Origin of the sequence: Flavobacterium sp. ACAM 123, from assembly GCF_000264055.1 — a bacterium.
GTDB lineage: Bacteria > Bacteroidota > Bacteroidia > Flavobacteriales > Flavobacteriaceae > Flavobacterium.
The window spans coordinates 1-25,528 of record NZ_AJXL01000017.1; the positions used below are offsets into that span (position 1 = coordinate 1).

General features: G+C 34.9%; 24 protein-coding genes and 1 tRNA gene. 11 read left to right on the forward strand and 14 right to left on the reverse strand.

What is annotated here, in order from left to right:
* Window positions 1–213: 213 nt before the first annotated feature.
* The 7 genes from A3SG_RS0104575 to A3SG_RS0104605 form a co-directional block, all read right to left on the reverse strand.
* Window positions 214–291: transfer RNA gene (locus tag A3SG_RS0104575), tRNA-Val, on the reverse strand.
* An 87-nt stretch (window positions 292–378) separates the two neighbouring features.
* On the reverse strand, window positions 379–1,599 hold the full coding sequence (locus tag A3SG_RS0104580) for a bifunctional folylpolyglutamate synthase/dihydrofolate synthase (protein ID WP_016988843.1): 1,221 nt from the start codon (window positions 1,597–1,599) through the stop codon (window positions 379–381).
* Between the two features lie 53 nt (window positions 1,600–1,652).
* Window positions 1,653–2,450 carry an energy transducer TonB gene (locus A3SG_RS0104585; RefSeq protein WP_016988844.1) on the reverse strand — a complete coding sequence of 266 codons (798 nt, stop codon included), beginning with the start codon at window positions 2,448–2,450 and terminating at the stop codon, window positions 1,653–1,655.
* Between the two features lie 34 nt (window positions 2,451–2,484).
* Window positions 2,485–2,877 (reverse strand): ExbD/TolR family protein, encoded by a 393-nt coding sequence (locus tag A3SG_RS0104590; RefSeq protein WP_016988845.1) that lies wholly within the window; start codon window positions 2,875–2,877, stop codon window positions 2,485–2,487.
* 2 nt (window positions 2,878–2,879) lie between these two features.
* Window positions 2,880–3,584, reverse strand: coding sequence for a MotA/TolQ/ExbB proton channel family protein (locus A3SG_RS0104595; RefSeq protein ID WP_016988846.1), 705 nt, complete (start codon window positions 3,582–3,584; stop codon window positions 2,880–2,882).
* 239 nt (window positions 3,585–3,823) lie between these two features.
* Window positions 3,824–5,050, reverse strand: coding sequence for a Glu/Leu/Phe/Val dehydrogenase dimerization domain-containing protein (locus A3SG_RS0104600; RefSeq protein ID WP_016988847.1), 1,227 nt, complete (start codon window positions 5,048–5,050; stop codon window positions 3,824–3,826).
* A 67-nt stretch (window positions 5,051–5,117) separates the two neighbouring features.
* A complete protein-coding gene (locus A3SG_RS0104605; protein WP_016988848.1) occupies window positions 5,118–6,188 on the reverse strand; it encodes an anhydro-N-acetylmuramic acid kinase in 1,071 nt (356 codons plus the stop codon).
* Window positions 6,189–6,409: 221 nt separating this feature from the next.
* On the opposite strand from A3SG_RS0104605, the gene A3SG_RS0104610 reads away from it, so the two are divergent.
* From A3SG_RS0104610 to A3SG_RS0104645, 7 genes are all read left to right on the forward strand, one after another.
* On the forward strand, window positions 6,410–7,549 hold the full coding sequence (locus A3SG_RS0104610; protein ID WP_016988849.1) for an acyl-CoA dehydrogenase family protein: 1,140 nt from the start codon (window positions 6,410–6,412) through the stop codon (window positions 7,547–7,549).
* A gap of 864 nt (window positions 7,550–8,413) precedes the next feature.
* A complete protein-coding gene (locus A3SG_RS0104620; protein WP_016988851.1) occupies window positions 8,414–8,872 on the forward strand; it encodes a YHS domain-containing (seleno)protein in 459 nt (152 codons plus the stop codon).
* Window positions 8,873–9,272: 400 nt separating this feature from the next.
* The gene (locus A3SG_RS0104625; RefSeq protein ID WP_016988852.1) at window positions 9,273–9,761 is read left to right on the forward strand and encodes a DinB family protein; all 489 of its coding nucleotides are present in this window, start codon (window positions 9,273–9,275) and stop codon (window positions 9,759–9,761) included.
* Window positions 9,749–10,459 (forward strand): NRDE family protein, encoded by a 711-nt coding sequence (locus tag A3SG_RS0104630; RefSeq protein ID WP_016988853.1) that lies wholly within the window; start codon window positions 9,749–9,751, stop codon window positions 10,457–10,459. The genes A3SG_RS0104625 and A3SG_RS0104630 overlap by 13 nt, the downstream gene beginning before the upstream one ends.
* Before the next feature lie 30 nt (window positions 10,460–10,489).
* A complete protein-coding gene (locus A3SG_RS0104635) occupies window positions 10,490–11,503 on the forward strand; it encodes a D-alanine--D-alanine ligase (RefSeq protein WP_016988854.1) in 1,014 nt (337 codons plus the stop codon).
* A gap of 4 nt (window positions 11,504–11,507) precedes the next feature.
* Entirely contained in the window at window positions 11,508–12,146 is a 639-nt protein-coding gene (locus A3SG_RS0104640) for a LysE family transporter (RefSeq protein ID WP_016988855.1), read from the forward strand.
* Between the two features lie 15 nt (window positions 12,147–12,161).
* Window positions 12,162–13,139: a M20/M25/M40 family metallo-hydrolase gene (locus tag A3SG_RS0104645; protein ID WP_016988856.1), complete on the forward strand. Its 978-nt coding sequence runs from the start codon at window positions 12,162–12,164 to the stop codon at window positions 13,137–13,139.
* On the opposite strand, the gene A3SG_RS0104650 is transcribed toward A3SG_RS0104645, so the two are convergent.
* The gene (locus tag A3SG_RS0104650; protein WP_016988857.1) at window positions 13,114–13,713 is read right to left on the reverse strand and encodes a hypothetical protein; all 600 of its coding nucleotides are present in this window, start codon (window positions 13,711–13,713) and stop codon (window positions 13,114–13,116) included. The genes A3SG_RS0104645 and A3SG_RS0104650 overlap by 26 nt on opposite strands.
* Window positions 13,714–13,839: 126 nt before the next feature.
* On the opposite strand from A3SG_RS0104650, the gene A3SG_RS0104655 reads away from it, so the two are divergent.
* From A3SG_RS0104655 to A3SG_RS0104665, 3 genes are all read left to right on the forward strand, one after another.
* Window positions 13,840–14,517: an SDR family NAD(P)-dependent oxidoreductase gene (locus A3SG_RS0104655; protein ID WP_016988858.1), complete on the forward strand. Its 678-nt coding sequence runs from the start codon at window positions 13,840–13,842 to the stop codon at window positions 14,515–14,517.
* Between the two features lie 199 nt (window positions 14,518–14,716).
* The gene (locus tag A3SG_RS0104660) at window positions 14,717–15,316 is read left to right on the forward strand and encodes a SprT-like domain-containing protein (protein ID WP_016988859.1); all 600 of its coding nucleotides are present in this window, start codon (window positions 14,717–14,719) and stop codon (window positions 15,314–15,316) included.
* Between the two features lie 281 nt (window positions 15,317–15,597).
* Window positions 15,598–16,758: a DUF4062 domain-containing protein gene (locus tag A3SG_RS0104665; protein WP_016988860.1), complete on the forward strand. Its 1,161-nt coding sequence runs from the start codon at window positions 15,598–15,600 to the stop codon at window positions 16,756–16,758.
* Between the two features lie 330 nt (window positions 16,759–17,088).
* Here the strand turns inward: A3SG_RS0104665 and A3SG_RS0104670 are convergent, their stop codons facing one another.
* The 6 genes from A3SG_RS0104670 to gcvP form a co-directional block, all read right to left on the reverse strand.
* A complete protein-coding gene (locus A3SG_RS0104670; protein WP_016988861.1) occupies window positions 17,089–17,850 on the reverse strand; it encodes an ABC transporter ATP-binding protein in 762 nt (253 codons plus the stop codon).
* Window positions 17,847–18,596, reverse strand: coding sequence for an MlaE family ABC transporter permease (locus A3SG_RS0104675; protein ID WP_029596611.1), 750 nt, complete (start codon window positions 18,594–18,596; stop codon window positions 17,847–17,849). The genes A3SG_RS0104670 and A3SG_RS0104675 overlap by 4 nt, the downstream gene beginning before the upstream one ends.
* Window positions 18,597–18,683: 87 nt before the next feature.
* Window positions 18,684–19,535, reverse strand: coding sequence for a glycosyltransferase family 2 protein (locus A3SG_RS0104680; RefSeq protein ID WP_016988863.1), 852 nt, complete (start codon window positions 19,533–19,535; stop codon window positions 18,684–18,686).
* A gap of 113 nt (window positions 19,536–19,648) precedes the next feature.
* Window positions 19,649–20,170, reverse strand: a complete 522-nt coding sequence (locus A3SG_RS0104685) for a methyltransferase (protein ID WP_029596612.1) — start codon at window positions 20,168–20,170, stop codon at window positions 19,649–19,651.
* A 184-nt stretch (window positions 20,171–20,354) separates the two neighbouring features.
* Window positions 20,355–21,416, reverse strand: coding sequence for a 3-oxoacyl-ACP synthase III family protein (locus tag A3SG_RS0104690; protein ID WP_016988865.1), 1,062 nt, complete (start codon window positions 21,414–21,416; stop codon window positions 20,355–20,357).
* A 288-nt stretch (window positions 21,417–21,704) separates the two neighbouring features.
* Window positions 21,705–24,548 carry an aminomethyl-transferring glycine dehydrogenase gene (gene gcvP, locus A3SG_RS0104695; RefSeq protein WP_016988866.1) on the reverse strand — a complete coding sequence of 948 codons (2,844 nt, stop codon included), beginning with the start codon at window positions 24,546–24,548 and terminating at the stop codon, window positions 21,705–21,707.
* Window positions 24,549–24,684: 136 nt separating this feature from the next.
* Here gcvP and A3SG_RS0104700 point away from each other — a divergent pair, with 136 nt between their 5' ends.
* Window positions 24,685–25,497, forward strand: coding sequence for a hypothetical protein (locus tag A3SG_RS0104700; RefSeq protein WP_016988867.1), 813 nt, complete (start codon window positions 24,685–24,687; stop codon window positions 25,495–25,497).
* Window positions 25,498–25,528 lie beyond the last annotated feature (31 nt).

Genomic DNA, 25,528 nt, shown 5'->3' on the forward strand with positions numbered 1-25,528 from the left:
GTGTTTTTGTTTGTCGTGATTCGTTTTCGATAAAAGTGAATTTTGAGTTCTTCGTAATCCTAAACGGATTTATCCTGCAGTTTAAATCGCGTTCGTGTAATGCCAATGTAATATGAAAATAGTACAATGTAATTGAACTATGTTGAATATAAAATCGGTGTAAATTGAGAAAATAGGGCATAAAAAAACTCCTTAATTTCTTAAGGAGTTTCTTGGTGGGCAATGAGGGGTTCGAACCCCCGACCCCCTCGGTGTAAACGAGGTGCTCTGAACCAGCTGAGCTAATTGCCCTCTTTGCAATTTGTTAATTTTCATTTCCTTATTGCGTGTGCAAATATAGGCCTCTTTTTTGAATATGCAATCAAAAAATAAAAATAATTACAAAATTTCTGCAACTACAAAGGTGCTTCCGCCAATGTAGATTAAGTCAGTGTCCTTAGCTGCTTCGAGGGCATTTTGGTAAGCTGTTGTAATTGAATTGAATACTGCTCCTGTCAGGCCGTTTTCTTTTGCTTTGCCTGCTAATATTGTTGCGTCTAATCCTCTTGGATTATTTGGTTTTGAGAAATAATAAATAGCGTTCTTTGGAAATAGAGGTAATATTTCTTCTAAATTTTTATCGTTCAATACGCCTAAAACAATATGCAGTTGTGCAAATCGTTGTTTTTTGATTTGATTCAGGACAACCTCTAGTCCGTGTCTATTGTGTGCGGTATCGCAAATGATTTTTGGGGAATTTCCCAATTGTTGCCATCTTCCTTGAAGTCCGGTGTTTCTTACCACATTTAAAAGACCAACTTTAATATTATCGTTCGTGATAGTAAATTCTTGCTGTGAGTTTAGTACTTTGATAGTCTGCAAAGCAGCTTTTTTGTTATGAAGTTGATAATCGCCTGTTAAGTCACAAGGATAATTATCTGAAATCAATTCTGAAGCAAAGTAGATCGCTGCGTATTTTTCTTTTGCTTTAGCTAAAAAAACAGATTTGGTTTCAGGAGTATATTCTCCAATAACTACAGGAATATTTGTTTTTGTTATACCCGCTTTTTCGCCAGCTATAGCTTCGATGGTGTTTCCGAGGAACTGTGTGTGATCTAAGCCAATATTTGTAATTACAGACACAAGGGGAGTGATGATATTTGTAGCGTCTAAGCGGCCGCCCATTCCCACTTCAATAATTGCTATGTCGACTTGTTCTTTTGCGAAGTAAGCAAAGGCCATTCCAACACTCATTTCGAAGAAGCTAATGTCATTCGATTCAAAAAAAGATTTGTTGTCATTTATAAAATCACAGACGAAATTTTCTGTGATATCAGCGCCATTTATTTTAATACGTTCCCTGAAGTCTTTCAGGTGTGGAGAAGTGTATAAACCTACTTTATAACCTGCTTCCTGAAGTACAGATGCCAGCATATGGGAAGTTGAACCTTTGCCGTTTGTCCCGGCAACATGAACGCATTTTACTGTTTTATGTGGATTGCCAAGGTGATTGATCAGCAAGTGTGTATTTGTCAAATCCTTTTTATAGGCAGATGCGCCTTGAAGTTGATACATAGGGAGTTGGTTAAACATCCAATCCGTAGTTTCTTGATAGTTCATTTTATTTTTACTGAGTTTTGATGTGAATAAGTAGAGCAATTTATCAAAATAAATTATTCCCCTAATTTGAAGTTAACGGTAATAAAGCCAATTTGAGTTTCAGGTGCATTCGAGTCGGGTTGCCATCTGTATTTTCTTGCTGTTGCCAATGCCGGTTCTACGAGGCAAGGATTTGTGTTTGTGGTTCCTTTAGTGTATTTGGCCGCAATAACATTTCCGTTTCTGTTTACTGTTATTTGAACTACGACAGTGCCAAATTCATTACATTTCTGGACTTCTTTCCCCCTTGAGCTTATGCTGCGTCCATTTAAGCCCCAGCCACTTCCATTTCCGGTACCGCTTCCGGATCCGTAATAACTGTTGGCGTAAGGGTCTCCATTTAAGCTTCCTTTGTCTCCGGCAATGTTGTCATTTCCTTCCCCGCCTTTTGCCTTTCCATCTGATTTGGGCCCGTTTAAGATGCTTGATAGTGCATCAGAGGTGCTTTTTGAAGGTTTTGGATTTTCTTGTGGTTTTTGTTTAACCTCTTCTTTTGCTATTTCTTTTGAAGGCTGTACCTTTTTAGTTTGCTTGATGACAATAGCTTCCTCAATATCCTGTGAAAGAATATCTTCGTTACTTGATGCCGCTTGCTTTGCTGCGGTTGCTATTGGTGCAGATTGAATTGGTTCTGTCGGTTGAATGTTTCCGGATCCAAACTCAGTTGTTCCAAAATTTATGGCAATTCCGTTTTCAGGAGGTGGGTCTAAAGAAGTTAATCCTAAATAAAAGAACAAGACAAATAAAATCACAAATAGAATTGATGTGATTGCAAATGATTTTTTTTCTTCTTCTGTTTCTAAATATTTCATGTAGAATAAATCTTTTTTTAAAGGAGAGTTGCCGTTATTTTGGCCTTACCGCTAAAACAACTTTGATTTGGTTGCGGTTTGCAATATCCAAAACATTGACTGCTTTTTCAATTGGCACTCCTTCTTCAGCTCTTAAAATAATCGCTCTAGTCTTGTCATTCGAAAACAGCGACAATAATTTTGATTCCAAGTCGGTTTCTGAAACAGGTTCTTTATCAATAAAAAATTGCAGTTCTTTATTGATACTTACTGCGATATTTTTATTACTGTCTGTTTTTCCTTTTCCTTTTGGCAATACCAAGTCTAAGGCGTTTGTGGTTACCATAGTTGATGTCAGCATAAAGAATATGAGTAATAAGAAAACAATATCTGTCATAGATGACATATTGAATTCTGCACTAACTTTATTTCTTCCTCTTAAATTCATAATTATGCGGGGTCGTTTAATAAGTCTAAAAAGTCAACTGCATTGGCTTCCATTTGGTGAACAATTTTATCTGTCTTGACAACCAGATGATTGTATCCTACGTAGGCTATAATTCCCACCACTAAACCAACGACAGTTGTTGTCATTGCGGTGTAAATACCTTCTGATAGAGCGCCAACTTCTATTTGTCCGCCAGCACTGGCCATCTTATGAAAAGCTTGAATCATACCTACTACTGTTCCTAAGAAACCAGTCATAGGCCCTGCTCCTGAGATGGTAGCTAGCATGCTTACGTTTTTTTCAAGTTTGTATATTTCCAATTTTCCAGCGTTTTCAATTGCTGTATTGATATCCTCAAGCGGCTTGCCAATTCTTGAAATCCCTTTCTCAATTAATCTGGCAACAGGAGATTTTGAATGCGCACATGCTATTTTTGCATTGTCAATGCGGCCATTTCTGATATTGTCTCTGATTTGGCCCATGAAATTAATGTCGATTTTTGAGGCAGCATTAATTGCCATCAAGCGCTCAAAATATAAATAAAGTGCAACAAAAAACATTAGAAATAGAGAGATCATGATAATGTTACCCGCTAATCCTCCGCTTGTTAATAGCTCTAAAATAGATAAGGTTTTTTCAACTGGAACCGCTTCGGCTAAATTTTCTTGTGCAACAGATAGGGAATCTGTTTGTAGCAATATACTCATACAAATTTTTCTTTATTATGAAAACGCTAATATATTATAAAAATTGTTACTTTTTTAGATTAATATTCCAAACAAATATTAAATAAGAAAGAGTGGAATGCGGTAATAAAAAAGAAGTATTGAGCATAATGTAAAAGAAATCAGTTCGACGAATTCGCTTTTCGGGCGGGTTTATCGAACTGATTAAATAGTGGACTTTCAAACTATAGAGATAGTAAGGTTGCTAGTTCATAGCGGCTTTATACTAATTGTTTTAAAGCGATTTCAAAGGCGGTAGCACTAATATTAGTTTTGGCGCTGTTTAAAGCGTGTGCTTTTTCGATTGCTTTTTTTATTATTTCTGAGGTATCTTGGAAAATCGCCTCATCTGTCATCTGTACTTTTTTCTCCATGAAATAAGCAAACACGCGAGCCATTCCGCAATTGGATATAAAGTCTGGAATTAAACTTACTTTGTCATCTACATCTTCCATTATTGGACCAAAAAATATTTCTTTGTCGGCAAAAGGAACATTAGCACCACATGAAATCACTTCAAGTCCATGGGCGATTAAACGGTCTATTTGGGATTGGGTAACTAATCTTGACGCAGCACAAGGGGTAAATATTTCGGCCCCAATTGTCCATATTTTTTCATTGATTTCTTCAAAAGGAATCATGTTTTCGGCAACTAATTTGTTTCCGTCTTTGGCAAGGAACAGTGCTTTTATTTCTTCGAAAGTAAAACCATTTTCATTGATCAAACCTCCGTCTCTGTCGATTATACCAACAACTTTTGCGCCCATTTCAGCTAAATAGAAAGCGGCTGCTGAACCTACATTTCCAAAGCCTTGTACAATTGCCTTCTTACCTTTCACGTCGCCTCCATAAGTATCATAATAATGACGCACTGCCTCAGCAACACCGTAGCCGGTGATCATATCTGCAATAGTATACTTTCTATAAACATCTGGAGAGAACTTTGGGTTTTCGATTACTTTAACCACACCTTGACGCAATTGACCAATTCTGTTGATTTTGTCTGCTTCCGTAGGTTTGAAATGACCATTAAAGACTCCTTCTTGCGGGTGCCAAACGCCACATTCTTCTGTCATGGGTATCACTTCATGGATTTCATCCACGTTTAGGTCTCCACCGGTTCCATAATAACTTTTCAGTAATGGAGATACCGCTTTATACCAACGTTGTAAAACACCTTTTTTTCTAGGATCATTTGGATCGAAATTAATTCCGGATTTTGCACCGCCAATAGCCGGACCAGAAACTGTAAATTTTACTTCCATCGTTTTTGCCAATGACAAAACTTCATTGATGTCTAGTCCTTTTCTCATTCTGGTTCCACCACCGGCAGCACCACCACGAAGAGAGTTGATAACAGTCCATCCTTCGGCTTCTGTTTCGGCATCTTTCCAGTTAAAAACTATTATGGGCTCTTTATTTTCGAATTTCTTTAATAAATCTTTCATTTATTGCGATATGTTTAATTTTGACAAATGTAAAAAATAGTATAATGTGAACTGTGTATTTCACATATTATTTTGGCTTGTAAATATACCCGCTGCTGTGGTCTGCTTTAGCACCTGTTACACTAGACAGTACATTTATTTCTCCACGTAATTTCAGTACTCCCAATAACGCAAAAATCACCGCTTCTTTAAATTCCAGAATTTTGTTTTCAGGAATTATGATTTTGATGGAAGGCAAATGAAATTGGATACGTTCGATGAGAAAATCGTTGTATGCTCCACCGCCAGTTATTAAAAGGGTTCCTTTTTTATTGGGTAAGGCTATTGCAATTTGCAAAGCAACATGTTCCGTGAAGCTTCTCATTTTATCAGCAATATTGATTTCGTGGCGCTCTATAACAGGTAAAACCGTTCCTTTTACAAATTCGAAACCCAGTGATTTAGGATGTTTTTGCTTGTAAAAATCCAGATTGTTCAACTCATCCAATAAGGAATCATTAATTAGGCCAGTTGCTGAAATTTGGCCTTTATCATCGTAATCGAATCCCAATTGATTCGCATAGTAATTTAAAACCGTATTTACAGGTGAAATATCAAAGGCAATTCTGCTGCCTGTTTCCTCAAATGATACATTTGAAAAACCACCTAAATTCATGCAGTATTCGTATTCAGGAAATAAGACACGGTCGCCTATAGGTACAAGAGGAGCACCTTGTCCTCCTAGCTGGACATCTTGCACTCTAAAATCACATACTACGGTTTGTAGCAGTAAATTCGAAATTTCAGGTAAATTCCCAATTTGAAGTGTAATGCCTTTTTCGGGTTGGTGCAATATTGTATGGCCATGCGAACAAACAGCATCAAGATTTTCTATCTTATGGCGGGATATGAAATCAGAAATTATGGATGCAAGCAAAACAGTATATTCGTGATTTAATTTTTTTAGATTTATTTCAGAGAAATCTACCGCTGTTTTTAGTGTCTGTACCCAAGCTGAAGTATAAGGAACAGTCTCACTTTTAAAAATATTAAAGTTCCATTTTTTGTCTTTTACACTAAATTGAATATGCGCCAAATCAACTCCGTCAAGAGAAGTTCCCGACATCACACCGATAACGTTATAGTATTCTTCTTTCATTGGCCAAAATTACAAATCAAAATTGATAATTTCATAAGAAAAAAGTATCTTTGACTACTTTTTTTAAACTAAAAGCAGAGTAAGTTAAACAACGTATAATAATCATTAATTCTAATATCAAAAATACAATTAAGTAGTATCGGGTTTTAATATTAAATTCGACGTTTTGAACATTTTATTTGGGTTGTAGAATTAAACAAATTAATAAAAGAAATACAGTTATGGATTTTAATCTAACAGAAGAGCAGTTAATGATTCAACAAGCCGCTAGAGATTTCGCTCAAAGTGAATTGTTGCCTGGAGTAATTGAAAGAGATGAATTTTCAAAATTCCCAACAGAGCAAGTCAAAAAAATGGCTGAACTTGGATTTATGGGTATGATGGTTGATCCTAAATACGGTGGTTCTGGATTAGACAGTGTTTCATATGTTTTAGCAATTACAGAGATTTCAAAAATTGATGCTTCTACTGCCGTAATTATGTCAGTAAACAATTCATTAGTTTGTGCAGGTTTAGAAAAGTACGCTAACGAAGAACAAAAAATGAAATATTTAGTTCCTCTTGCCAAAGGAGAAGTAATAGGTGCTTTTTGCTTGTCTGAGCCAGAGGCGGGTTCTGATGCGACTTCTCAAAAAACAACAGCAATTGATAAAGGAGACCATTACTTGTTAAACGGTACTAAAAACTGGATTACTAACGGTTCGTCTGCCTCTACTTATATTGTTATTGCACAAACGGATATCGAAAAAGGGCATAAAGGAATTAATGCCTTTATAGTCGAAAAAGGTTGGGCTGGTTTTGACATAGGGATAAAAGAAAAGAAAATGGGAATTCGCGGATCGGATACACATTCTTTAATGTTTTCAGACGTGAAAGTGCCAAAAGAAAATAGAATTGGTGCTGACGGTTTTGGGTTTAATTTTGCTATGGCGGTATTGAACGGTGGTAGAATCGGAATTGCTTCTCAGGCATTAGGTATAGCAACCGGAGCTTATGAATTAGCATTAAAATATTCGCAAGAGCGTAAAGCTTTTGGAAAAGAAATTTTCAAACACCAAGCTATTGCGTTTAAATTAGCTGATATGGCGACTCAGATTATGGCAGCTAAAATGCTATGCCTTAAAGCTGCTTCAGAAAAAGACCAAGGAATGGATATTTCACAATCTGGAGCTATGGCAAAATTATTTGCTTCTCAAACGGCAATGGATACAACAATAGAAGCGGTTCAAATTCATGGAGGTAATGGATACGTGGCAGAATATCATGTAGAGCGTATGATGCGTGATGCTAAAATCACGCAAATCTATGAGGGAACGTCAGAAATACAAAAAATTGTAATTTCGAGAACCTTGGTGTCATAATCAACGAAGTTTACGATAGGATTTAAATCCCGGCTCAAAGTTTTGAGCCGGGATTTTTTTTAATATAATCCTTTCATTAATTTCATATTAATTGCAGTCAATTGAGTTATTGTCCATGTAGTACCATTTAAAACATTGGATTATTACGGTTACAAATGTACTTTACGGCAAATTATGACATAATTGCACGATAAAATGGTAACGAAAAGAATTTTACTCCATAATCGAATAAAAATCAGTGTACCGGATATGATTATATTGTAATATTTCTATGAAAATTGTAAAATAGCCAATCATTTTGTTTAGAATGCAATAGGAGATTAATAGTATAAAATTATCAACTTGTGCGGCTTGTTTATTGATTAAGGAAAAGATTCCTAGTATCATGGTAAGAACAGTGGACAATAGTGTAGTCATGCTAGATGCGCTTTTTAGCAAAAAGAAAACTGTTTTTAGGTTTTATGGCGGTGGCGGCTGCCGGCAGTTTAAGCTTAACTTTGCAGAATTGGCGAAAGCCTAAAAGGCATTAGTGGACTTAGGATATAATCTTATTATCATCAGTTCAGATCTGCCAAAGAAATAAAAGGGCAGTGAATAAAAGGGTAAACTAAGTTTTATTTTGCTGTCAGACAGTAAAGGAGAATTAGTTAAAAATACGGAAATCGCTTTTCAAGGTCTTGAAAATTTAAGGTCTATTTTAATAAAAGAATGAGATGGCGCGAAAAGTACTTTTATAATGATTCGATCTGTTTTTATCGTAAATTTAGCTGGGAAAATTAATTTCGAATACATTACGTTTGATTACAAATACTGAATTTCGAATGAATTAGTAGTTGCGGCGGCCAAATCATTAAATAAAGAGTAATGAAAAGATTTTTATTTGCTATTTTTATAATAGTTACCGTTTCTGGATTTTCACAAAGTGAAAATAAAAGAATAGCGCAATTTAACTTGGACGCAAAAGTCGCTATACAAGGATATGATCCTGTGGCTTATTTTAAACAAGGTAAAGGCTTAAAGGGAAAGAAGGAACTTTCATGCTCTCATGAAGGCGTTGTGTATCTTTTTTCTGCGAGAGTAAATAAGGAAATATTTATAAAAAATCCATCGGTTTATGAGCCTCAATATGGAGGTTGGTGTGCTTACGCTATGGGCGATTCAGGAGAGCAAGTGGAGGTTGACCCAAGTACTTTCAAGATTGTTGATGGTAAATTGTACCTGTTTTATAATTACTATTTTAGAAATACCTTGAAAAAGTGGAATGTAGATCAAGTGCATTTAAAAGCGAAGGCCGATTCAAATTGGAGAAAATTAATTCAATAAGCGAGTATCATGAAATCATCATTATTTAGCTGCTTGTTGACTAGTGTTCTTGCTGTAATTTTAGTGTAAAAAATTGTATTTTAAATTTTCGAATGCAGAAGAAAGTATCTATATCTTTCAGACCTTTGGAATGGAACTCGATGGGCGTATTGCTTCAGGTATAGCTGAATTACCGGCCTCTATCTAAATTTTAATTCCAAGAACGACTCTGTAAAGGGTATCAATTGGTCTTAGAGTTGCGATTGGTTCGATTGTGTTACATATTTTTGCTTTGTGAATTGAAGTACAAAACCACGGAGAGACACTTTTATGTTGGCCATAATTACCTTTCATTGTTGTTTTGTTTTAGTTTTCCGTAGTAGGAATAAAATATCAAATTTGTTAAAATTAAAAATATAAGATGCTCATTCCTTCCATAAAAAATAGTTTAAAAGAGTTGATTGATGTACTCGAGCAAATGTCAAATGCCGAGTATTCTAAACCGTTTCATTCATTGAGCAATAGTAGTATTGGGGAACACACCCGGCATATTGTAGAAACGTTTCAATGTCTCGCAAATAATTATGAATCAGGAGTTATTAACTATGATAAAAGACCAAGAAATAGAGTAATTCAGACGGATGTTAGTTTTGCAATTGCTCAAATTTTGAACATTCAGGATTTATTAGAAAAGGAAAACAAAGAAATGGAGTTGCAACAAATTATTGATGATGTAGAAATTAGAATTGACAGCAATTACTTTAGAGAATTACTGTACAATTTGGAGCATTGTATACATCATCAGGCATTAATAAAAGTGGCTATTTTACAAAGTAAAACTATTTTTGTGAATGAAAACTTTGGTGTTGCACCTTCCACTATTGAATATAGAAAGCAATGTGCACAGTAAGTTTTATAAAAACCGATACTAAAATTATTATTACTTCAAATCGGGACGAAATGGTAAATAGACCCAGTGCGATAGCTCCAAAAAAGTATATTGTAAATGGCAAGAATGTTATTTACCCAAAAGATCCAAAAGCAGGAGGGACTTGGTTTGTCGTGGATAAAAAGGGTACGGTACTCGTTTTGCTGAATGGAGCTGATGAAAAGCACACCATAAAATTGAATTATAGAAAAAGTCGCGGACTGATTGTTTTGGATATTATCGGTAATGCGTCGCCAAGGGATTTTTGGAATACAATTGATTTAGATAATATAGAGCCTTTTACCATAGTGTTATTTCAAGAGCAGGAGCTTTTTCAGCTTCGATGGAATGGAGCTAAAAAAGAGGCAATAAAATTAGACACAAACAAAAAGCATATTTGGTCGTCTTCTACTTTGTACTCTAAGGAAATTAGAAAAAAACGCGCTAACTTGTTTCAGGGATTTATAGAAAAAAAAATGATGCTGTCAGAAGTTGAAATGCTTGATTTTCATCGGCATACTGAAGAGGGAAATAAAGAAAATGGCTTGGTAATTAATAGAAACGGTGAATTGAAAACATTGAGTATTACCCAGTCAATAATCGAAAGAAATAAATTGACTGTACTGCATCATGACTTGATTGCTCACGAAGATTTCTGTAGCTTGTTTATCACTATATAATAAGTTTCAGTGAAATTACTACTCCATAAGATGACGCACTGGGAATATTGGCCTTTTCAGCTGCTTTATGTTCCTATTTATTTTCTTTGGGCTTTTTATTCTGTGAAAGCAAAATCTATTTTTTTCTTTAATGCATCTAATCCAACGATTAAAAATGGAGGTTTTATTATGGAATCAAAGAAGGCGATTTATAATTTGATTCCGCAACAATATTATCCCAGAACGGAGCTCATAAAAGAAGGAACATCATTAGAAGAAATTAAGGCGATAATCGAAGATGCTTCCATTCAGTATCCTTGCATTGCAAAACCGGACATTGGTTTGCGAGGTTCAGGAGTGAAGAAAATTAATACGGTCCAAGATTTAGCACAATATGCGTTAAGGGCAAATTTTGACTTTGTACTGCAAGATTTGATTCCTTTTCAAAATGAAGTGGGTATATTTTATGTTCGCTATCCCCATGAAAAAAAAGGAAAAATAACGGGTATCGTTTCTAAAGAATTTCTAATTATTACCGGAAATGGTGTTGCTACAGTGGAGGAATTGATAAAAGTAAATCCACGTTACGAATTGCAGTTAAAGGTATTGAAGAAAGAATATGGCAATACGCTTTTACAAGTTTTACCTCTAGGAGAAAAAGTAAACCTCGTGCCGTATGGCAATCATGCTAGAGGTGCAAAATTTACAGATGGAAGTCACTGGATTAGTCAAAAGCTAGAAAATACTGTCAATGAAATTTGTTTACAGATTCCAGGGTTCTTTTTTGGGAGAATGGATGTAATGTATAATTCTATTGCAGAGTTAGAAAATGGAAAAAACTTTGCACTAGTAGAATTAAATGGTGCAGCAAGCGAACCTACACACATTTATGACCCGAAGCATTCCTTATTTTTTGCTTGGAAGGAATTAGCGCGACATATCACTTATATGTATGAAATCAGTGTAGTCAATAATAAAAGGGGCATACCTTATTTAAAACATAAAGCGGGTATGAAAGAATACCGATTGCATCTCAAACAAAGGAATAAAATTGTAAACTTCTAAGAAGATGAAGGCAATAAAGAATATTCTGGTCGGTTTTCCGGTGAGTTTTATAGGCTCGATTCCGTTAGGGTATTTAAATATTATTGAATTTCACATTTACACGAAATTGGGTATTGAAGACTTAATATTGTATTTATTTGGTGTTGTTTTTGTCGAAGGTTTCGTGATTTACTTCACTCTTGTTTTCGCTAATCGGTTAGTCAATAACATAACGGTGATGAGAATAATAGATGTTTTTGGTATTTTCTTTTTATTTTTTTTGGCGTATGCCTTTTATTCTTATTCAAATCAAACCGCAACTGACTCTAGTTATTTTGAAAAGTATATGACTTGCTCCCCCTTCTTAATTGGGTTGATATTGAGCAGTCTTAACTTTCTCCAACTTCCATTTTGGACAGGATGGAATTTGTATTTGATTAATGGAAACTACATTACAAGCAAAAACACACTTAAACTTTATTACGTTGCTGGAACATTAGTGGGGACTTTTACGGGAATGATGGGATTTATATTTTTTGTAAATAACATCATACATAACAGTGAGCATTTCTCAAAACACCTGTTTGCTTTAATAATTCCATTATTTTTCATAGTTTTGGCTTGTCTTCAGGGATATAAAGTGTTTAAGAAATATATTAAATAATCACATAATCAAAATATGAAAAAAATAATGATGCTGCTTCCTTTCGTGTTGCTTGGATGTAAACCTAATGCTAGTCTGGTTTCAAAACCAATAGCCACAACAGTAAATAAGCCCACTGAAATTGGATACAAAGTCAAAGAAAAGGAAGTTGCCGCAACTTTAAAATATCTTTCTTCTGATGAATTACAAGGAAGGGAGACTGGTACAAAAGGGATGGAGAAAGCCGCAGATTACTTAGAACAATTTTTTAAAACAAATAATGTAAAGCCCTATTTTTCTTCTTATCGCGACACCTTATCTAATTTTAAGGGAACTGCTTATAATATTGTGGGTTATGTAGAAGGAACTGATCCTGTCCTTAAAAAAGAGTTTTTACTGATTAGCGGTCATTATGATCATATCGGTTTGTCAAAAGAGGGTGTTAATGGAGATTTCATAAATAATGGTGCTAATGATGATGCTTCAGGGACAACTGCGGTAGCTGAAATGGCAAAATACTTTAGTGTTTCCAAATCAAACAAAAGAAGTGTTCTTTTTGTGTTCTTCGTGGGGGAAGAAAAAGGATTATTGGGATCGAAGCATTTAGCCAAAAAGCTAAAACAGCAAAACTTTGACCTCTATGCACAATTCAATATTGAGATGATAGGAGTGCCAATGAAACGAGATTATCTAGCGTATCTCACTGGTTTTGAAAAATCCAATATGGCAGAAAAAATTAATGAATACACTGGTAAAAAGAGCGTTGGATTCTTGCCTAAAGCTGCCGAATATAAGTTGTTTTATAGATCGGATAATTACTCTTTTTATGATGTTTTTAAGGTGCCGTGCCATTCTGTGAGCACCTTCGACTTTGAGAATTTCGACTATTATCATCATGTTTCTGATGAATTTAAAGCGATGGACATTGAACATATGACTCAATTTATTCAGGAAATGTTACCGGCCGTGACTACAATGACAAATTCTCCTACTCAGGAAATCCATATGAATTAATTGCTGGCGGGACGGACTGACTCATGTAATAAGCTAAAACATAATAGTTGTTATTGTTAAATTGAAAATCAGCAATAATGCTCCAGTTCAATTTTTTAGTATGTGCTTTAATAGACGGGATATTAATTTTGTTAATAAAAGTTAAACTCAAAGGATATTTTTTTACGATATGGATTCTCATAAAGTCAAAAAAGGAATTAATTAGTCCTTTGCCACGATATTCTTCAGCAATACAAATAGGTCCGTATTGGAAAGTATGCGCTGTTGTGACGTCGAAATTTAAGAATTTAAGTTTGGGAAATTGTGCTGTTATAGGATTGAATATTGGCCATTGACTAAAGAAATCCCAACTTCCGGCAAAGATGTATGCTAATACTCTACCGTTGTCTTTTGCTATAAACAATCCCTCTTGTGCTATAATTTTAGCTAGTTGAGGTATAGTGAATGGAGTGGTCACAAAGCCAGCTTCTTTTTCTTTATCGCATAAATTAGAAACAAGGTATAATTCCTGCAGCGCTACTATTCCGTTGATGTCGCTTAGTAGCGCTACCTCTAATTTGATATTTTTAATCATCTTAATTTTGACTAGGTAGGTTACATCCAAATTTAAACAAAACCGATATATGCTCAAGTTTTCTTTTCGAAAGAATCATTGGTGCTAAATGTTCAATATTTTAAAGCTTTTGTTTATTTTTGCTAGATGAAAAAGATTATTATAACGGGAACAAGTAGAGGGATAGGATATGAATTAGCATTAAAATTTGCTAATGCTGGACATCAAGTGTTGGCCATTTCCAGAAAAACACCTAGAATATTGATAGAGCATGAGAACATTACCTGTATCTCAGTTGATTTGTCAAGTGAATTAGATTTAGAGAAAGTAGAAAAGGTATTGGCTGATTCATGGAAAACGGTAGATGCAATCGTAAATAATGCAGGAAGTTTCTTGTCGAAACCCTTTGCTGAAACTACGCAAGAAGATTACGAAAGTGTCTATAAGGTAAATGTATTTGCCGTTGCTAACTTAACACGCATCTGTTTGCCTTATTTGCAAAAAGGAAGTCATGTAGTTACCATAAGTTCAATGGGAGGGATTCAGGGCAGTTTAAAGTTTGCTGGACTTGCAGCCTACAGCTCAAGTAAGGGAGCCGTAATCACGCTATCAGAGTTGCTAGCCGAAGAATATAAAGAAAGAGCTATCTCGTTTAATGTGTTGGCTCTGGGAGCCGTTCAGACAGAAATGTTGGAAGAGGCTTTTCCTGGTTATCAGGCACCAATTAAAGCAAACGAAATGGCAGATTATATCTTTGATTTTACGCTAACGGGGAATAAATATTATAACGGAAAAGTATTGCAGGTGTCGTCTACGAATCCGTAATAATTATAAGTTATGAATTATTAGTTCCTGTAAAATTTATAATTAAGTAGAAAAAAATCACTATTAAATCAAACAGATCGTTTGTCATTGCGACGAGGGAGAAATCACATTTTGTAATCAGACTATAAGATTTCTCTTTTTTCGAAATGATAGGATTTGGATTTATAGGCTCAATAAAAAAAATAATTCTTAACTCATTTTGAGCGAAACCTTAGCAAGATATATCCCAGAACACGCGGTTAAACCCGTTTTTGAACTCATCGTTCTCAATCAAGTCCATCTTAAGATTGTTAATGAGCGGCAAACCCGTCATGGAGATTATCGAAAAGGACTCAACGGGAAACATGAGATAACGGTTAATTCAAACCTCAATAAATACAAGTTTTTGATTACCCTGATTCATGAAATTTCGCATTTGGTTGCGTTTGAGAAATTTGGAAGAAAGATTAAACCTCATGGCAATGAATGGAAATATTCTTTTCAGCGGTTAATGATTCCTTATATACGACCAGAGATTTTTCCAAGTCAATTGTTGCCTTTATTGGCGCGGCATTTCAAAAACCCAACGGCCAGCAGCGATACAGATACGACTTTGTCTCTGGCACTAAAGCAGTTTGACGCGCAAAATGACAAAAACTATATATTTGAGATTCCGTATGGTAGCCTTTTCAGGATCGATAACGGAAAGATATTCAAGAAAATAGCAGTACGAGTCAAACGTTTTGAATGTCTCGAAGTGAGCTCTGGAAAAATGTATCTTTTTAATCCAAATGCAGAGGTAGAGCTGCTACCCAATTAATTTAAAATTAAAGTACCGCCTAATAATTTCTAGGGCCTATTCCTGCCATTCACTATAGCCTTCCTTCAAAAAGCTTTTTTTCAGTCGGGGCTGACGCTGCTATCAGTGGCAGCGTTTCGTGTTTCCTATTTCGTTTGCCGTCTTCAGGGAAATATTGAATAAAAAAAAATATCAGAAAAAACTTAATATGATTTACGCTAAACTTTAAAAAGGATGTATATATTTGATGTTGTTTACTATTTAATAGCAACTATAGAGAAAATCGTATAAAACAATTCAATATGCCTGAAATAATTAGCAAGTATAAAATATTTTTAGCTTCTCCATCAGATTTATCAGAAGAAAGAGAATCTATAAATCAAGTGATTTCTGAGTTAAATCAAACGTTTGGAAACCCAAATAATATTGTACTAGAATTGTTAAAATGGGAGTCAAACTCTGCCCCTGCATGTGGTGCTAACGATGTTCAAAGCATAATAAATAATGATATTCAAGAATATGATTTATTTATAGGTCTTTTGTGGATGAAATTTGGAACACCAACTCAAAAATACGGTTCAGGTACTGAGGAAGAATTTAATATCGCTCATCAAAAGTTTTTAAAAGATAATAATTCTATTCAAATTTTACTATATTTTAAAAATTCTGTTCCACAATCATTAAGCGAAATAAATCCCGAACAACTAATTAAAGTTAGAGAATTTAAAGCTGGTTTAGGCGAAAAAAACGTTTTGTATTGGGAATTCAATTTGAAAGATGAACTTGAAAGATTATTAAGAATTCATATTCCAAAAAGAATTCAAAATTTAAAATCAAATTTTAATAATTCTGAAAAAAATACTGCAATAAGTACCGAAATTGTAATTATTGAAGCTGAAGAAGAGTTTGGGATTCTTGATTATCAAGAATTTATTGAGGATTCCTTTTCTATTTCTACACATGCATTATTAAGAATTTCCGAAGCAATTAATTGGATTGGAGACGAGATGAATAAAAAGACTACTGAAATTGAGAGTTTAGTTGCTAAAAATAGAAACCAACAAATTTCATTTAAAGTTCAAAGAAATCTATTAGAAAGAACTTCAAATGTTATGATTGATTTTGCAAATCGTGTGGAACCCGAAATTCCAATCTATATAAATAATTTTGAAAAAGGAATTGATTCATTTTCAAAATTAGTAACGATATATATAAACGATTTTGAAAATAAAGATAATGAAATTAAAGAAGCTATTGATTCGTTAGATAATTTATTGGTACAAATTGAATTTGCATTAAATAATATGAATGACTTTTTAGTTACAGTAGATTCTTTACCTAAAATGTCTAAAGAACTAAATAGTGCAAGAAAAAAAGTTGCACACATCCTTACTGAGTTTTCGAAAAAACTTGAAGTAAGTGTTTTATTGGGAAAAGAAGTTAATAAAAATATAAGTAGTTGAAAATTATAAATAAAAAAGTTATGGCTATCAGCTACTGTGTCGTTGGGCTTGAAAAGGTAAATGTAATCTTGGTTGAAGGGAGCAATTCAACTTCCCGCCCCACACTAGCTAATTCATCGTATTTGTTGCCACAAGACTAGTAATATAAAAGTCAAAAAGCTTAGTCATCCACGAGGCTGTGTTTTTTTGTGTTATTATGGAAATGAAATTTTATTTTTAGCCCCTATAGCAGTGAAAATCCTTTTATCCTGAATTCAGTTCAGGATAAAAGATTGTAACGAATAGCGGGAGGGAAGTTCTTAGCAATTAAATAGCGTTCTGCTCCTTAACTTACTCTTTTAAATACGCTTCTCTTACTTTCTTGAATAAATTAGAAGAGTAAACAAAGTCTACAACGGCTTGATTGTCTGTTCTAAAAATTTCTTCCTTCGTTCCTTCCCAAGCTTTTAATCCATCCTTAAGGAACAAGATGCGCTCGCCTATTTCCATCACAGAGTTCATATCATGCGTGTTAATTACGGTCGTAATATCGTATTCTTCGGTGATTTCTTTGATGAGGTTATCGATCAATATTGCAGTATTGGGATCTAATCCAGAATTGGGTTCATCGCAAAACAAGTATTTAGGTCTGTTCACGATAGCGCGAGCAATTGCGACCCGTTTTTGCATTCCACCAGAGATCTGAGAAGGTAGTTTGTCGTGTGCGTCTGTTAATGCAACTCTTTCTAGTACAAAGTCAACACGTTCTTTTATTGTAGCTTTGTTATCATTGGTAAACATTCTTAAGGGAAAAGCGACATTTTCAGCTACTGTCATAGAATCAAATAGTGCACTTCCTTGAAATACCATTCCAATTTCTGTTCGCAGTTCTCTTTTTTCATCTGGTTCAATTTCAGAATAAACCCTGCCATCAAAACAAATTTTACCCGATTCCGGGGTATGTATCCCTAAAAGACTTTTTAGTAACACTGTTTTACCTGATCCACTCTGTCCGATTATTAGATTCGTTTTACCAGTTTCAAAAACAGTTGAAATGCCTTTGAGAATCATAGTGCCTCCAAATGATTTTTCTATGTTTTTTATTTCTATCATGATCCCAGTAACAATTGCGTTAATATATAATTGAATAGTATTATAGAAACCGATGTCCAAACAAAGGAAACTGTACTGGCTTTACCTACTTCTAAAGCTCCCCCCTTCATATAGTAACCATGAAAAGCGGGTATCGTTGCCAATAACATGGCGAAAATTAAAGTTTTTAGGAAAGCGTAAAAAATATGAAAAGGGATGAAATCCATTTGGGCTCCATGGATAAATTCTCCACTGGAGGTAAACCCTCCATAGACGCCCGCCATCCAGCCTCCTAAAATCCCCAAAAACATACTGATACCAATCACGAACGGATACAACAACAAGGCGATTATTTTCGGAAAAACCAAGTAATTTAAGGAGTTGACTCCCATAACTTCTAGTGCGTCGATTTGCTCCGTAACACGCATGGTACCGATACTCGACGTGATAAAGGATCCCATTTTACCTGCCATAATAATAGAGATAAATGTAGGGGCAAACTCCAAGATTACAGATTGTCGTGTCGCAAAACCAATAAGGTACTTCGGAATTAATGGGTTAGTAAGGTTAAGTGCGGTTTGAATCGCAACAACTCCTCCAACAAAGAAAGAAATGAAGGCTACAATTCCAAGGGAATCAATAATTAAGTCGTCAATTTCTTTAAAGATTAATTTTTTCATAACAGACCATTTGGTTTGTTTGATAAAAACTTCTCTTAGCATCAGACAGTACCTGCCTATTTGCGTTATGTATCTAATGAGCATCATGTGTTTACAAATATGGGCTAAATTAAGAATTAGTAGCCGGTTTACAGTTTAGAGTTTGTAGTTTTTTATAATAAGCGAAAATTCATTTTATTTAAAGAGCTTTTCTTTCATTTTCTCAATGCGATATTCCCTTATGAATTTAGCTTGCGTTTCGGTTACTAATAAAGGGATTTTGGCTGCTTTAGCTTTCATAAAACCTTGTATATAATCAAAAAACAACAAGGGTTTCTTTTTCATGAAAGACAATTTAGCCGATGCTATTGCTGTAATTATAAATCCGTAACCTAAGGTATAAAAAGCCTCACCTTGTTTGTAACGGGCTGTTTTGTTATAATTAGCTCCGGTTGGTTTTAGATGTTTTACAATTAGAGAGGCATCGGTAACTACTTTCCATCCGTAGAATTTAGAGAGTAATTCGTCCACAGTGTCCCAACCCATTGCCGGTTTTAATCCGCCCATTTGTTTAAAACAGGCTTTTCGATATGCTTTAAAAGCACCACGTATGTGGTCTCTATCGGTTAAGTTCTCTAAAACCCAATTGCCGTTTTTCTCTATATAAGCAAATCCACCAGCCATTCCTGTCGTTGGATTTTGTTCGAAATGTTGAACAATAGTTTCAAAATAATTGTCTGGTAATATTAGGTCGGCATCTAATTTTACTATGATATCGTAATTATCGTCCAAGGTTTCAAATCCTTTTTGAAAAGCTTGAATTACTTTACTCCCCGGTAAATGAACGGTACTTGATTTTTTTTCTACCAGTGAGATAAATGGATTGTCTTTGGCGAAAGCTAAAACAATTTCGGCAGTTTTATCAGTCGAATTATCATTAACCACAACTACTTTTGCGGGTACATGCGTCTGACTAATCAGAGACTGTAAGGTCAAAGAAATAAATGCTTCTTCGTTATGTGCCGGTATAACTACGTAGTATTTCATGTTGTTTTGAATAAATTTTCATTTTTTTAAATTCTAAATTCCAATATTGTAGTTAGTTTCAAGTTCGGATATGGAATTTATTTATTGAGATTCATTTATTTTGGCATTTACCTTTAGTCTCTTTCCGCGTATACGATGTAATACCTATTGGTAAAATAACGTAATATAGGACGGATCCCAATTTTCTTGACCGGATTTGTCCATTTTTGGCGATCAATAATTTTCCAACCTGTCTTTTCCAACAGCCAGTCCAATTGCCAATCTTCAAATTCATGATAATGCCTGTCCCACATGTCCGTTTTACTTCGATAAGCAGGGGAGAACCACAAGCGCATTGGAATGGAAATAAAAAGTTTGTCTGATTTTATTTCGTTTAAAATGGTGTAAGGATTCAATAAATGTTCGAAGATTTCAAATGCGGTGACTACATCCGTTTTAGCTGTAGAAAATACATTTTGATTTAAGTCTAAATCTTCACCGCTTGTATTTGCAACCGAAAATCCTTCTTCTTTCATGATTCTTGAAAACGGGTTTTCTACTCCTAAGTCTAAAATGGTCTCGGTTGTTGAAATATGTTTATTTAGAAATTCTAAAGTGTGTTTGAATCTTTTATTGGGAAACGTTTTTTCGTACATAGTCAATGCGAAGAACGAAGTAAACTCTCGTTCGTTATAGTTCATAAAAGTGCAAAGATACAAAGATATGGTTCTTATTTTACGGATTTATGGTGTAGATAGAAACGAAAAAACCATACTCTAAAAGGGTTGCTTTTGAAAGTATGGTTTTGTGTCGTAAAGTTAGATTAGCTTTTGTAAAAACTTAATATCTATATACAAATGCATTGACATTCATTCCACCCCCAACAGATGCAAATAGTAGAACATCGCCTTTGCTTATTGTTTGATCTTTAATTTGGTTTCTTATTAACAGGTCAAATAGAGTAGGTACTGTAGCTACACTGCTATTCCCTAATTCATGAATACTCATGGGCATAATGTCTTGAGGAACCTCTCTATCATATAGTTTATAGAAACGGTTTATGATCGCCTCATCCATTTTTTCATTCGCTTGATGAATAAGAATCTTTTTGACATCATCTATGGCAACGCCACTTTTGTCTAAGCAGTTCTTCATCGCGGCAGGAACTGTAGTTAGTGCAAATTCATAAATTTTACGACCGTGCATTTTGATATAGCGCGTATCGGGGTCTAATTCTGGATTGTATGATTTTCCAAAAAATAAGTAGTTAGCTTCATCCATCGCATAAGTACTACTTTCATAGGAAAGTAGTCCAGTTTCTTCATCATCAGAAGCTTCTATAATTGAAGCGCCAGCACCATCTGAATAGATCATGGAATCTCTATCATGATCATCGACAACTCTTGATAAGGTTTCAGAACCAATAACTAGACAACGTTCAGCCATTCCTGATTTGATATATGCATTTGCTTGAAGTACGCCTTCAATCCAACCTGGGCATCCAAAAAGGATGTCATAGGCGACACACCGTGGATTCTTTATTTGTAATTTATTTTTGACACGAGTAGCCAAACTTGGGAGCGTATCAGATTGTGAAGTACCATGTTTTACATCTCCAAAATTGTGCGCAAAAATAATATAATCAATAGTTTCTGGGTCAATAGCTGCATCTTCTATCGCTTTTTTAGATGCCAAAAACGCCAAGTCTGATGAGTTTAAATTGTCATCGGCATAACGCCTATGCTCAATTCCGGTTATGCTTTTAAATTTTTTGATGACCACATCATTCGGATAACCAAAAGTTGTACCATCTTCATTTAAAAAAACGTGATTACTAAAGTCCGTATTACTTACTTTTTTCTCAGGAATGTAACTTCCTATTCCAGTTATTTTTATTTTCATCGGTATGTTTTCCAAAAAATTTATGCTAATTTAATAATAATAAATTGATTATAGCTATGTTATTTACTATGCATGCATATAATTATAGAATATTGATTATTTGGCCATTTTTTTGATGATTTTTTAATAATTGTGAAAATGATATCGTTTTGTAGTGCTGATTCTTGTCGATTAATCACTACTTTTTTTGATAGAGACATTATTTAATCTTTTAACGCTAAGAAAATAGATCAAAAAAAATGCCTCGATTGTATCGAGGCATTTTGTAATCATTTGCAGCGATAAATACTACATATAAGCTTCAATAGGAGCACAGCTGCAAATTAAATTTCTATCTCCGTATGTTTCGTCAACGCGACGAACACTTGGCCAAAACTTATTATCTGCAACATACTCTAGTGGGTAAGCTGCTTTTTCTCTTGAATAAGGTAATACCCAAGTATCAGCAGTTAACATAGCTAAGGTATGGGGAGCATTTTTTAATATGTTATTTGGTTCGTCAGTTACTGACGCTTCAATCTCTTTGCGAATTGAAATCATAGCGTCACAAAAACGATCTAATTCAGCCACATCTTCAGATTCAGTTGGTTCAATCATTAAAGTTCCTGCAACTGGAAACGAAACCGTCGGAGCATGAAAGCCATAATCCATTAAGCGTTTCGCAATATCAACTACTTCAATCCCTTTTTCTTTAAAACTTCTACAATCTAAAATCATTTCGTGTGCTGCTCTTCCTGTTTCGCCAGTATACAAAATAGGATAATGTTCTTCTAAACGTGCTTTCATATAATTTGCATTTAGAATGGCATATTTAGTAGCGTCTGTAATTCCTTCAGAGCCTAACATACAAATGTATCCGTAAGAGATTAGACATACTAAGGCAGAGCCGTAAGGAGCGCCAGATATCGCAGTAATTGCTTGATCACCACCTACTTGAACTAATGGATTGCTTGGTAAAAACGGAACTAATTTCTCGTTTACACAAATTGGTCCAACACCTGGTCCACCACCGCCATGGGGAATCGCAAAAGTTTTGTGTAAGTTCAAGTGACATACATCAGCGCCAATAGTTGCAGGATTAGTCAATCCTACTTGCGCATTCATGTTCGCGCCGTCCATATACACTAATCCTCCATTGTCGTGAATAATTTGTGTGATTTCTCTAATAGCACTTTCAAATACACCGTGGGTTGAGGGATAAGTAATCATTAAAGCAGACAACTGATCTTTATATTGAAGTGCTTTTTCTCGTACATCTTCTACATCGATATTACCGTTTTCCATAGTCTTAGTAACGATAATTTTCATTCCTGCCATAGCAGCCGAAGCTGGATTTGTTCCGTGAGCGGAACCAGGAATCAAACATATTTTTCTTTGATCATCGCCTCTTGAAAGGTGATATGCTCTAATGGTCATCAAACCAGCATATTCTCCTTGTGCACCAGAGTTTGGTTGTAGTGTTGTGCCTGCAAAACCCGTGATCACATTTAATTGATGTTCTAACTTTTTAAGCATTGTCGTGTAGCCTTGCACCTGCTCTAATGGAGCAAACGGATGAATCGAATTCCAGTAAGGCATACTTAAGGGCAACATTTCTGCTGCTGCATTCAATTTCATTGTACATGAACCCAGGGCAATCATTGAGTGTGTCAATGATAAATCTTTACGTTCTAATCTTTTGATGTAACGCATCAGGCTGGTTTCAGAATGATGATTATTGAATACATCATGCAATAAAAAGTCTGTCGTTCTGGATAAATGAGTTGGATAGTTATTTTCTGCGGTGTATTCCTTTATTACAAAAGCTTCTTTTCCTAATGCTTCCGCAAAAACAGCAATTACATCGTCAATATCTGTAAGTAAAGTCGTTTCGTTTAACGAGATAGAAATAGTTTCGTCATCGATATAGAAGAAATTAATTTCATTCTTTTCTGCAATTACTCTAATCTTTTTAGCATCTGTTTTCACGACAATAGTATCAAAAAAGGCAGTATTGGTTTGATAAACGCCTAATTTATTTAAAGCATCTGCTAGAGTGGAAGCCATTCTGTGTACTTTATCGGCAATGTATCGCAATCCTTTTGGTCCGTGATACACAGCAAACATTCCTGCCATCACAGATAATAAAACCTGAGCGGTACAAATGTTAGATGTCGCTTTCTCGCGTTTGATATGTTGCTCACGTGTTTGTAATGCCATACGCAATGCACGATTTCCATTGGCATCTTGTGATACACCAATGATTCTTCCTGGCATGGAACGCTTATACTCTTCCTTCGTAGCAAAATAAGCGGCGTGTGGTCCACCGTAACCCATCGGGATTCCGAAACGTTGTGTTGTTCCCACTACTACTGCAGCACCTATTTCACCTGGAGGTGTTAATTTAACTAGTGACAAAATATCGGCAGCAACAGCCACTTTTATTTCGTTCTCAGCGGCTTTTTTGATAAAGCCAGCATAGTCATAAATTTGACCGTGTTTTCCTGGGTATTGAAGTATTGCTCCGAAAAACTCTTTTGAAAACTCAAATTCTTGGTGGTTTCCAATGACTAATTCTACGCCGATAGGTGCAGAACGAGTTTGTAAAACGGATAAAGTTTGTGGTAGTATTTCTTCAGAAACGAAGAATTTATTGACATTACTTTTCTTTTGATCTCTGGAACGAACATCAAACAATAAAGCCATTGCTTCCGCAGCGGCAGTACTTTCGTCGAGTAACGATGCATTGGCAATTTCCATTCCGGTTAACTCAATAACCATGGTCTGGAAATTCAAAATAGCTTCTAATCTTCCCTGTGCAATTTCTGCTTGGTACGGAGTGTAAGCAGTGTACCAACTTGGGTTTTCAAAAACATTTCTTTGAATTGCCGCTGGAACAACTGTTGGGTGATAACCCAAGCCAATGTACGATTTGTAAACCTTATTCGTCCGACCTAATAATCGGATATGATTTGCAAACTCGTATTCAGTCATAATATGCTCCAATTCCAAAGGGTTTTTTAACCGAATGTCAGCTGGAATAGTCTCGTTAATTAGTTGGTCTAAAGATTCAACACCTATAGTTTCTAACATTTTAGGTAAATCGTGATCTCTTGGTCCTAAGTGTCTTAAAGCAAATGAGTCTGTTTTCATGTAAGTATAATAATGTTGTGTTTTTCAGTGGTGCAAAAATAAGTATTATAAACAATCTAAATCGAGTTTTGAACTGATTTTTTATCAAATTTTCAACTAAATGATGTATTTGTTCATAATTGATTAATTTTGTTTAATGATCAGTTTTAAAAAAATAGTTGATTTTTATATCAGGAGTAGCATTCACGTGGCTTTATCCGTTTATGCCTTAGTGCGAATGACACATTTTATGTTCCACATTTCTGCTGATGAGGCCATGGCTAATTTTGCCTTTTTTGGAACAATAGTTGGTTATAATTTTGTGAAGTACGATGCTTTGGCAAGAGCCCAAAAAAAACAAATGAGAAAGGAGTTAAAAATCATTATCGTATTCACTGTCTTTTCGTTGGCTGGAGTGGCGTATTATTTTTTTCAACTGCAGTTAATGACACAAATTGTTTCTGTGGGCGTTTTAGCGTTGACACTCTTGTATACACTTCCTTTCTTCCCCAATAGAAGAAACGCCAGGAATTGGGCCGGTGTAAAGATTTATATCGTGGCCTTGTGTTGGGTAGGGGTAACCTTAGTATTACCACTGGTAAATGCGGATGTTTTTTTAGGGCTTGATTTTTATCTCAAATGCATGCAGCGTTTTTTATTGGTTTTTGTGTTGATTCTAATTTTTGAAATTCTTGATTTGGCTAATGACGACCCTCATTTACATACGGTGCCACAGCAAATAGGAGTAAGAAAAACAAAAATTGTTGGTTTGTTATTGTTGCTTCCATTTTATTTTTTAGAATTTTTGAAAACTAACTTTTTAGAAGAGCAGTTAAAAGTAAACTTGGTTTTAGTCCTGACTCTTTCTTTTTTTTTAATTTTTGCTAATGAAAAAAGGTCCAGTTATTATACTTCTTTTTGGGTCGAAAGTATTCCTGTTTTTTGGTGGTTGATGGTAGTGTTTTTTTAGAAAAGGAAAAACGTTTGTACAATGATGAAAG

Excerpts from the sequence above, each read along its gene's own strand:
- A3SG_RS0104580 (WP_016988843.1), bottom strand. The coding sequence starts at position 1,599 with ATGAACTATCAAGAAACTACGGATTGGATGTTTAACCAACTCCCTATG.
- A3SG_RS0104585 (WP_016988844.1), bottom strand. The coding sequence starts at position 2,450 with ATGAAATATTTAGAAACAGAAGAAGAAAAAAAATCATTTGCAATCACA.
- A3SG_RS0104590 (WP_016988845.1), bottom strand. The coding sequence starts at position 2,877 with ATGAATTTAAGAGGAAGAAATAAAGTTAGTGCAGAATTCAATATGTCA.
- A3SG_RS0104595 (WP_016988846.1), bottom strand. The coding sequence starts at position 3,584 with ATGAGTATATTGCTACAAACAGATTCCCTATCTGTTGCACAAGAAAAT.
- A3SG_RS0104600 (WP_016988847.1), bottom strand. The coding sequence starts at position 5,050 with ATGAAAGATTTATTAAAGAAATTCGAAAATAAAGAGCCCATAATAGTT.
- A3SG_RS0104605 (WP_016988848.1), bottom strand. The coding sequence starts at position 6,188 with ATGAAAGAAGAATACTATAACGTTATCGGTGTGATGTCGGGAACTTCT.
- A3SG_RS0104610 (WP_016988849.1), top strand. The coding sequence starts at position 6,410 with ATGGATTTTAATCTAACAGAAGAGCAGTTAATGATTCAACAAGCCGCT.
- A3SG_RS0104620 (WP_016988851.1), top strand. The coding sequence starts at position 8,414 with ATGAAAAGATTTTTATTTGCTATTTTTATAATAGTTACCGTTTCTGGA.
- A3SG_RS0104625 (WP_016988852.1), top strand. The coding sequence starts at position 9,273 with ATGCTCATTCCTTCCATAAAAAATAGTTTAAAAGAGTTGATTGATGTA.
- A3SG_RS0104630 (WP_016988853.1), top strand. The coding sequence starts at position 9,749 with ATGTGCACAGTAAGTTTTATAAAAACCGATACTAAAATTATTATTACT.
- A3SG_RS0104635 (WP_016988854.1), top strand. The coding sequence starts at position 10,490 with ATGACGCACTGGGAATATTGGCCTTTTCAGCTGCTTTATGTTCCTATT.
- A3SG_RS0104640 (WP_016988855.1), top strand. The coding sequence starts at position 11,508 with ATGAAGGCAATAAAGAATATTCTGGTCGGTTTTCCGGTGAGTTTTATA.
- A3SG_RS0104645 (WP_016988856.1), top strand. The coding sequence starts at position 12,162 with ATGAAAAAAATAATGATGCTGCTTCCTTTCGTGTTGCTTGGATGTAAA.
- A3SG_RS0104650 (WP_016988857.1), bottom strand. The coding sequence starts at position 13,713 with ATGATTAAAAATATCAAATTAGAGGTAGCGCTACTAAGCGACATCAAC.
- A3SG_RS0104655 (WP_016988858.1), top strand. The coding sequence starts at position 13,840 with ATGAAAAAGATTATTATAACGGGAACAAGTAGAGGGATAGGATATGAA.
- A3SG_RS0104665 (WP_016988860.1), top strand. The coding sequence starts at position 15,598 with ATGCCTGAAATAATTAGCAAGTATAAAATATTTTTAGCTTCTCCATCA.
- A3SG_RS0104670 (WP_016988861.1), bottom strand. The coding sequence starts at position 17,850 with ATGATAGAAATAAAAAACATAGAAAAATCATTTGGAGGCACTATGATT.
- A3SG_RS0104675 (WP_029596611.1), bottom strand. The coding sequence starts at position 18,596 with ATGATGCTCATTAGATACATAACGCAAATAGGCAGGTACTGTCTGATG.
- A3SG_RS0104680 (WP_016988863.1), bottom strand. The coding sequence starts at position 19,535 with ATGAAATACTACGTAGTTATACCGGCACATAACGAAGAAGCATTTATT.
- A3SG_RS0104685 (WP_029596612.1), bottom strand. The coding sequence starts at position 20,170 with ATGTACGAAAAAACGTTTCCCAATAAAAGATTCAAACACACTTTAGAA.
- A3SG_RS0104690 (WP_016988865.1), bottom strand. The coding sequence starts at position 21,416 with ATGAAAATAAAAATAACTGGAATAGGAAGTTACATTCCTGAGAAAAAA.
- gcvP (WP_016988866.1), bottom strand. The coding sequence starts at position 24,548 with ATGAAAACAGACTCATTTGCTTTAAGACACTTAGGACCAAGAGATCAC.
- A3SG_RS0104700 (WP_016988867.1), top strand. The coding sequence starts at position 24,685 with ATGATCAGTTTTAAAAAAATAGTTGATTTTTATATCAGGAGTAGCATT.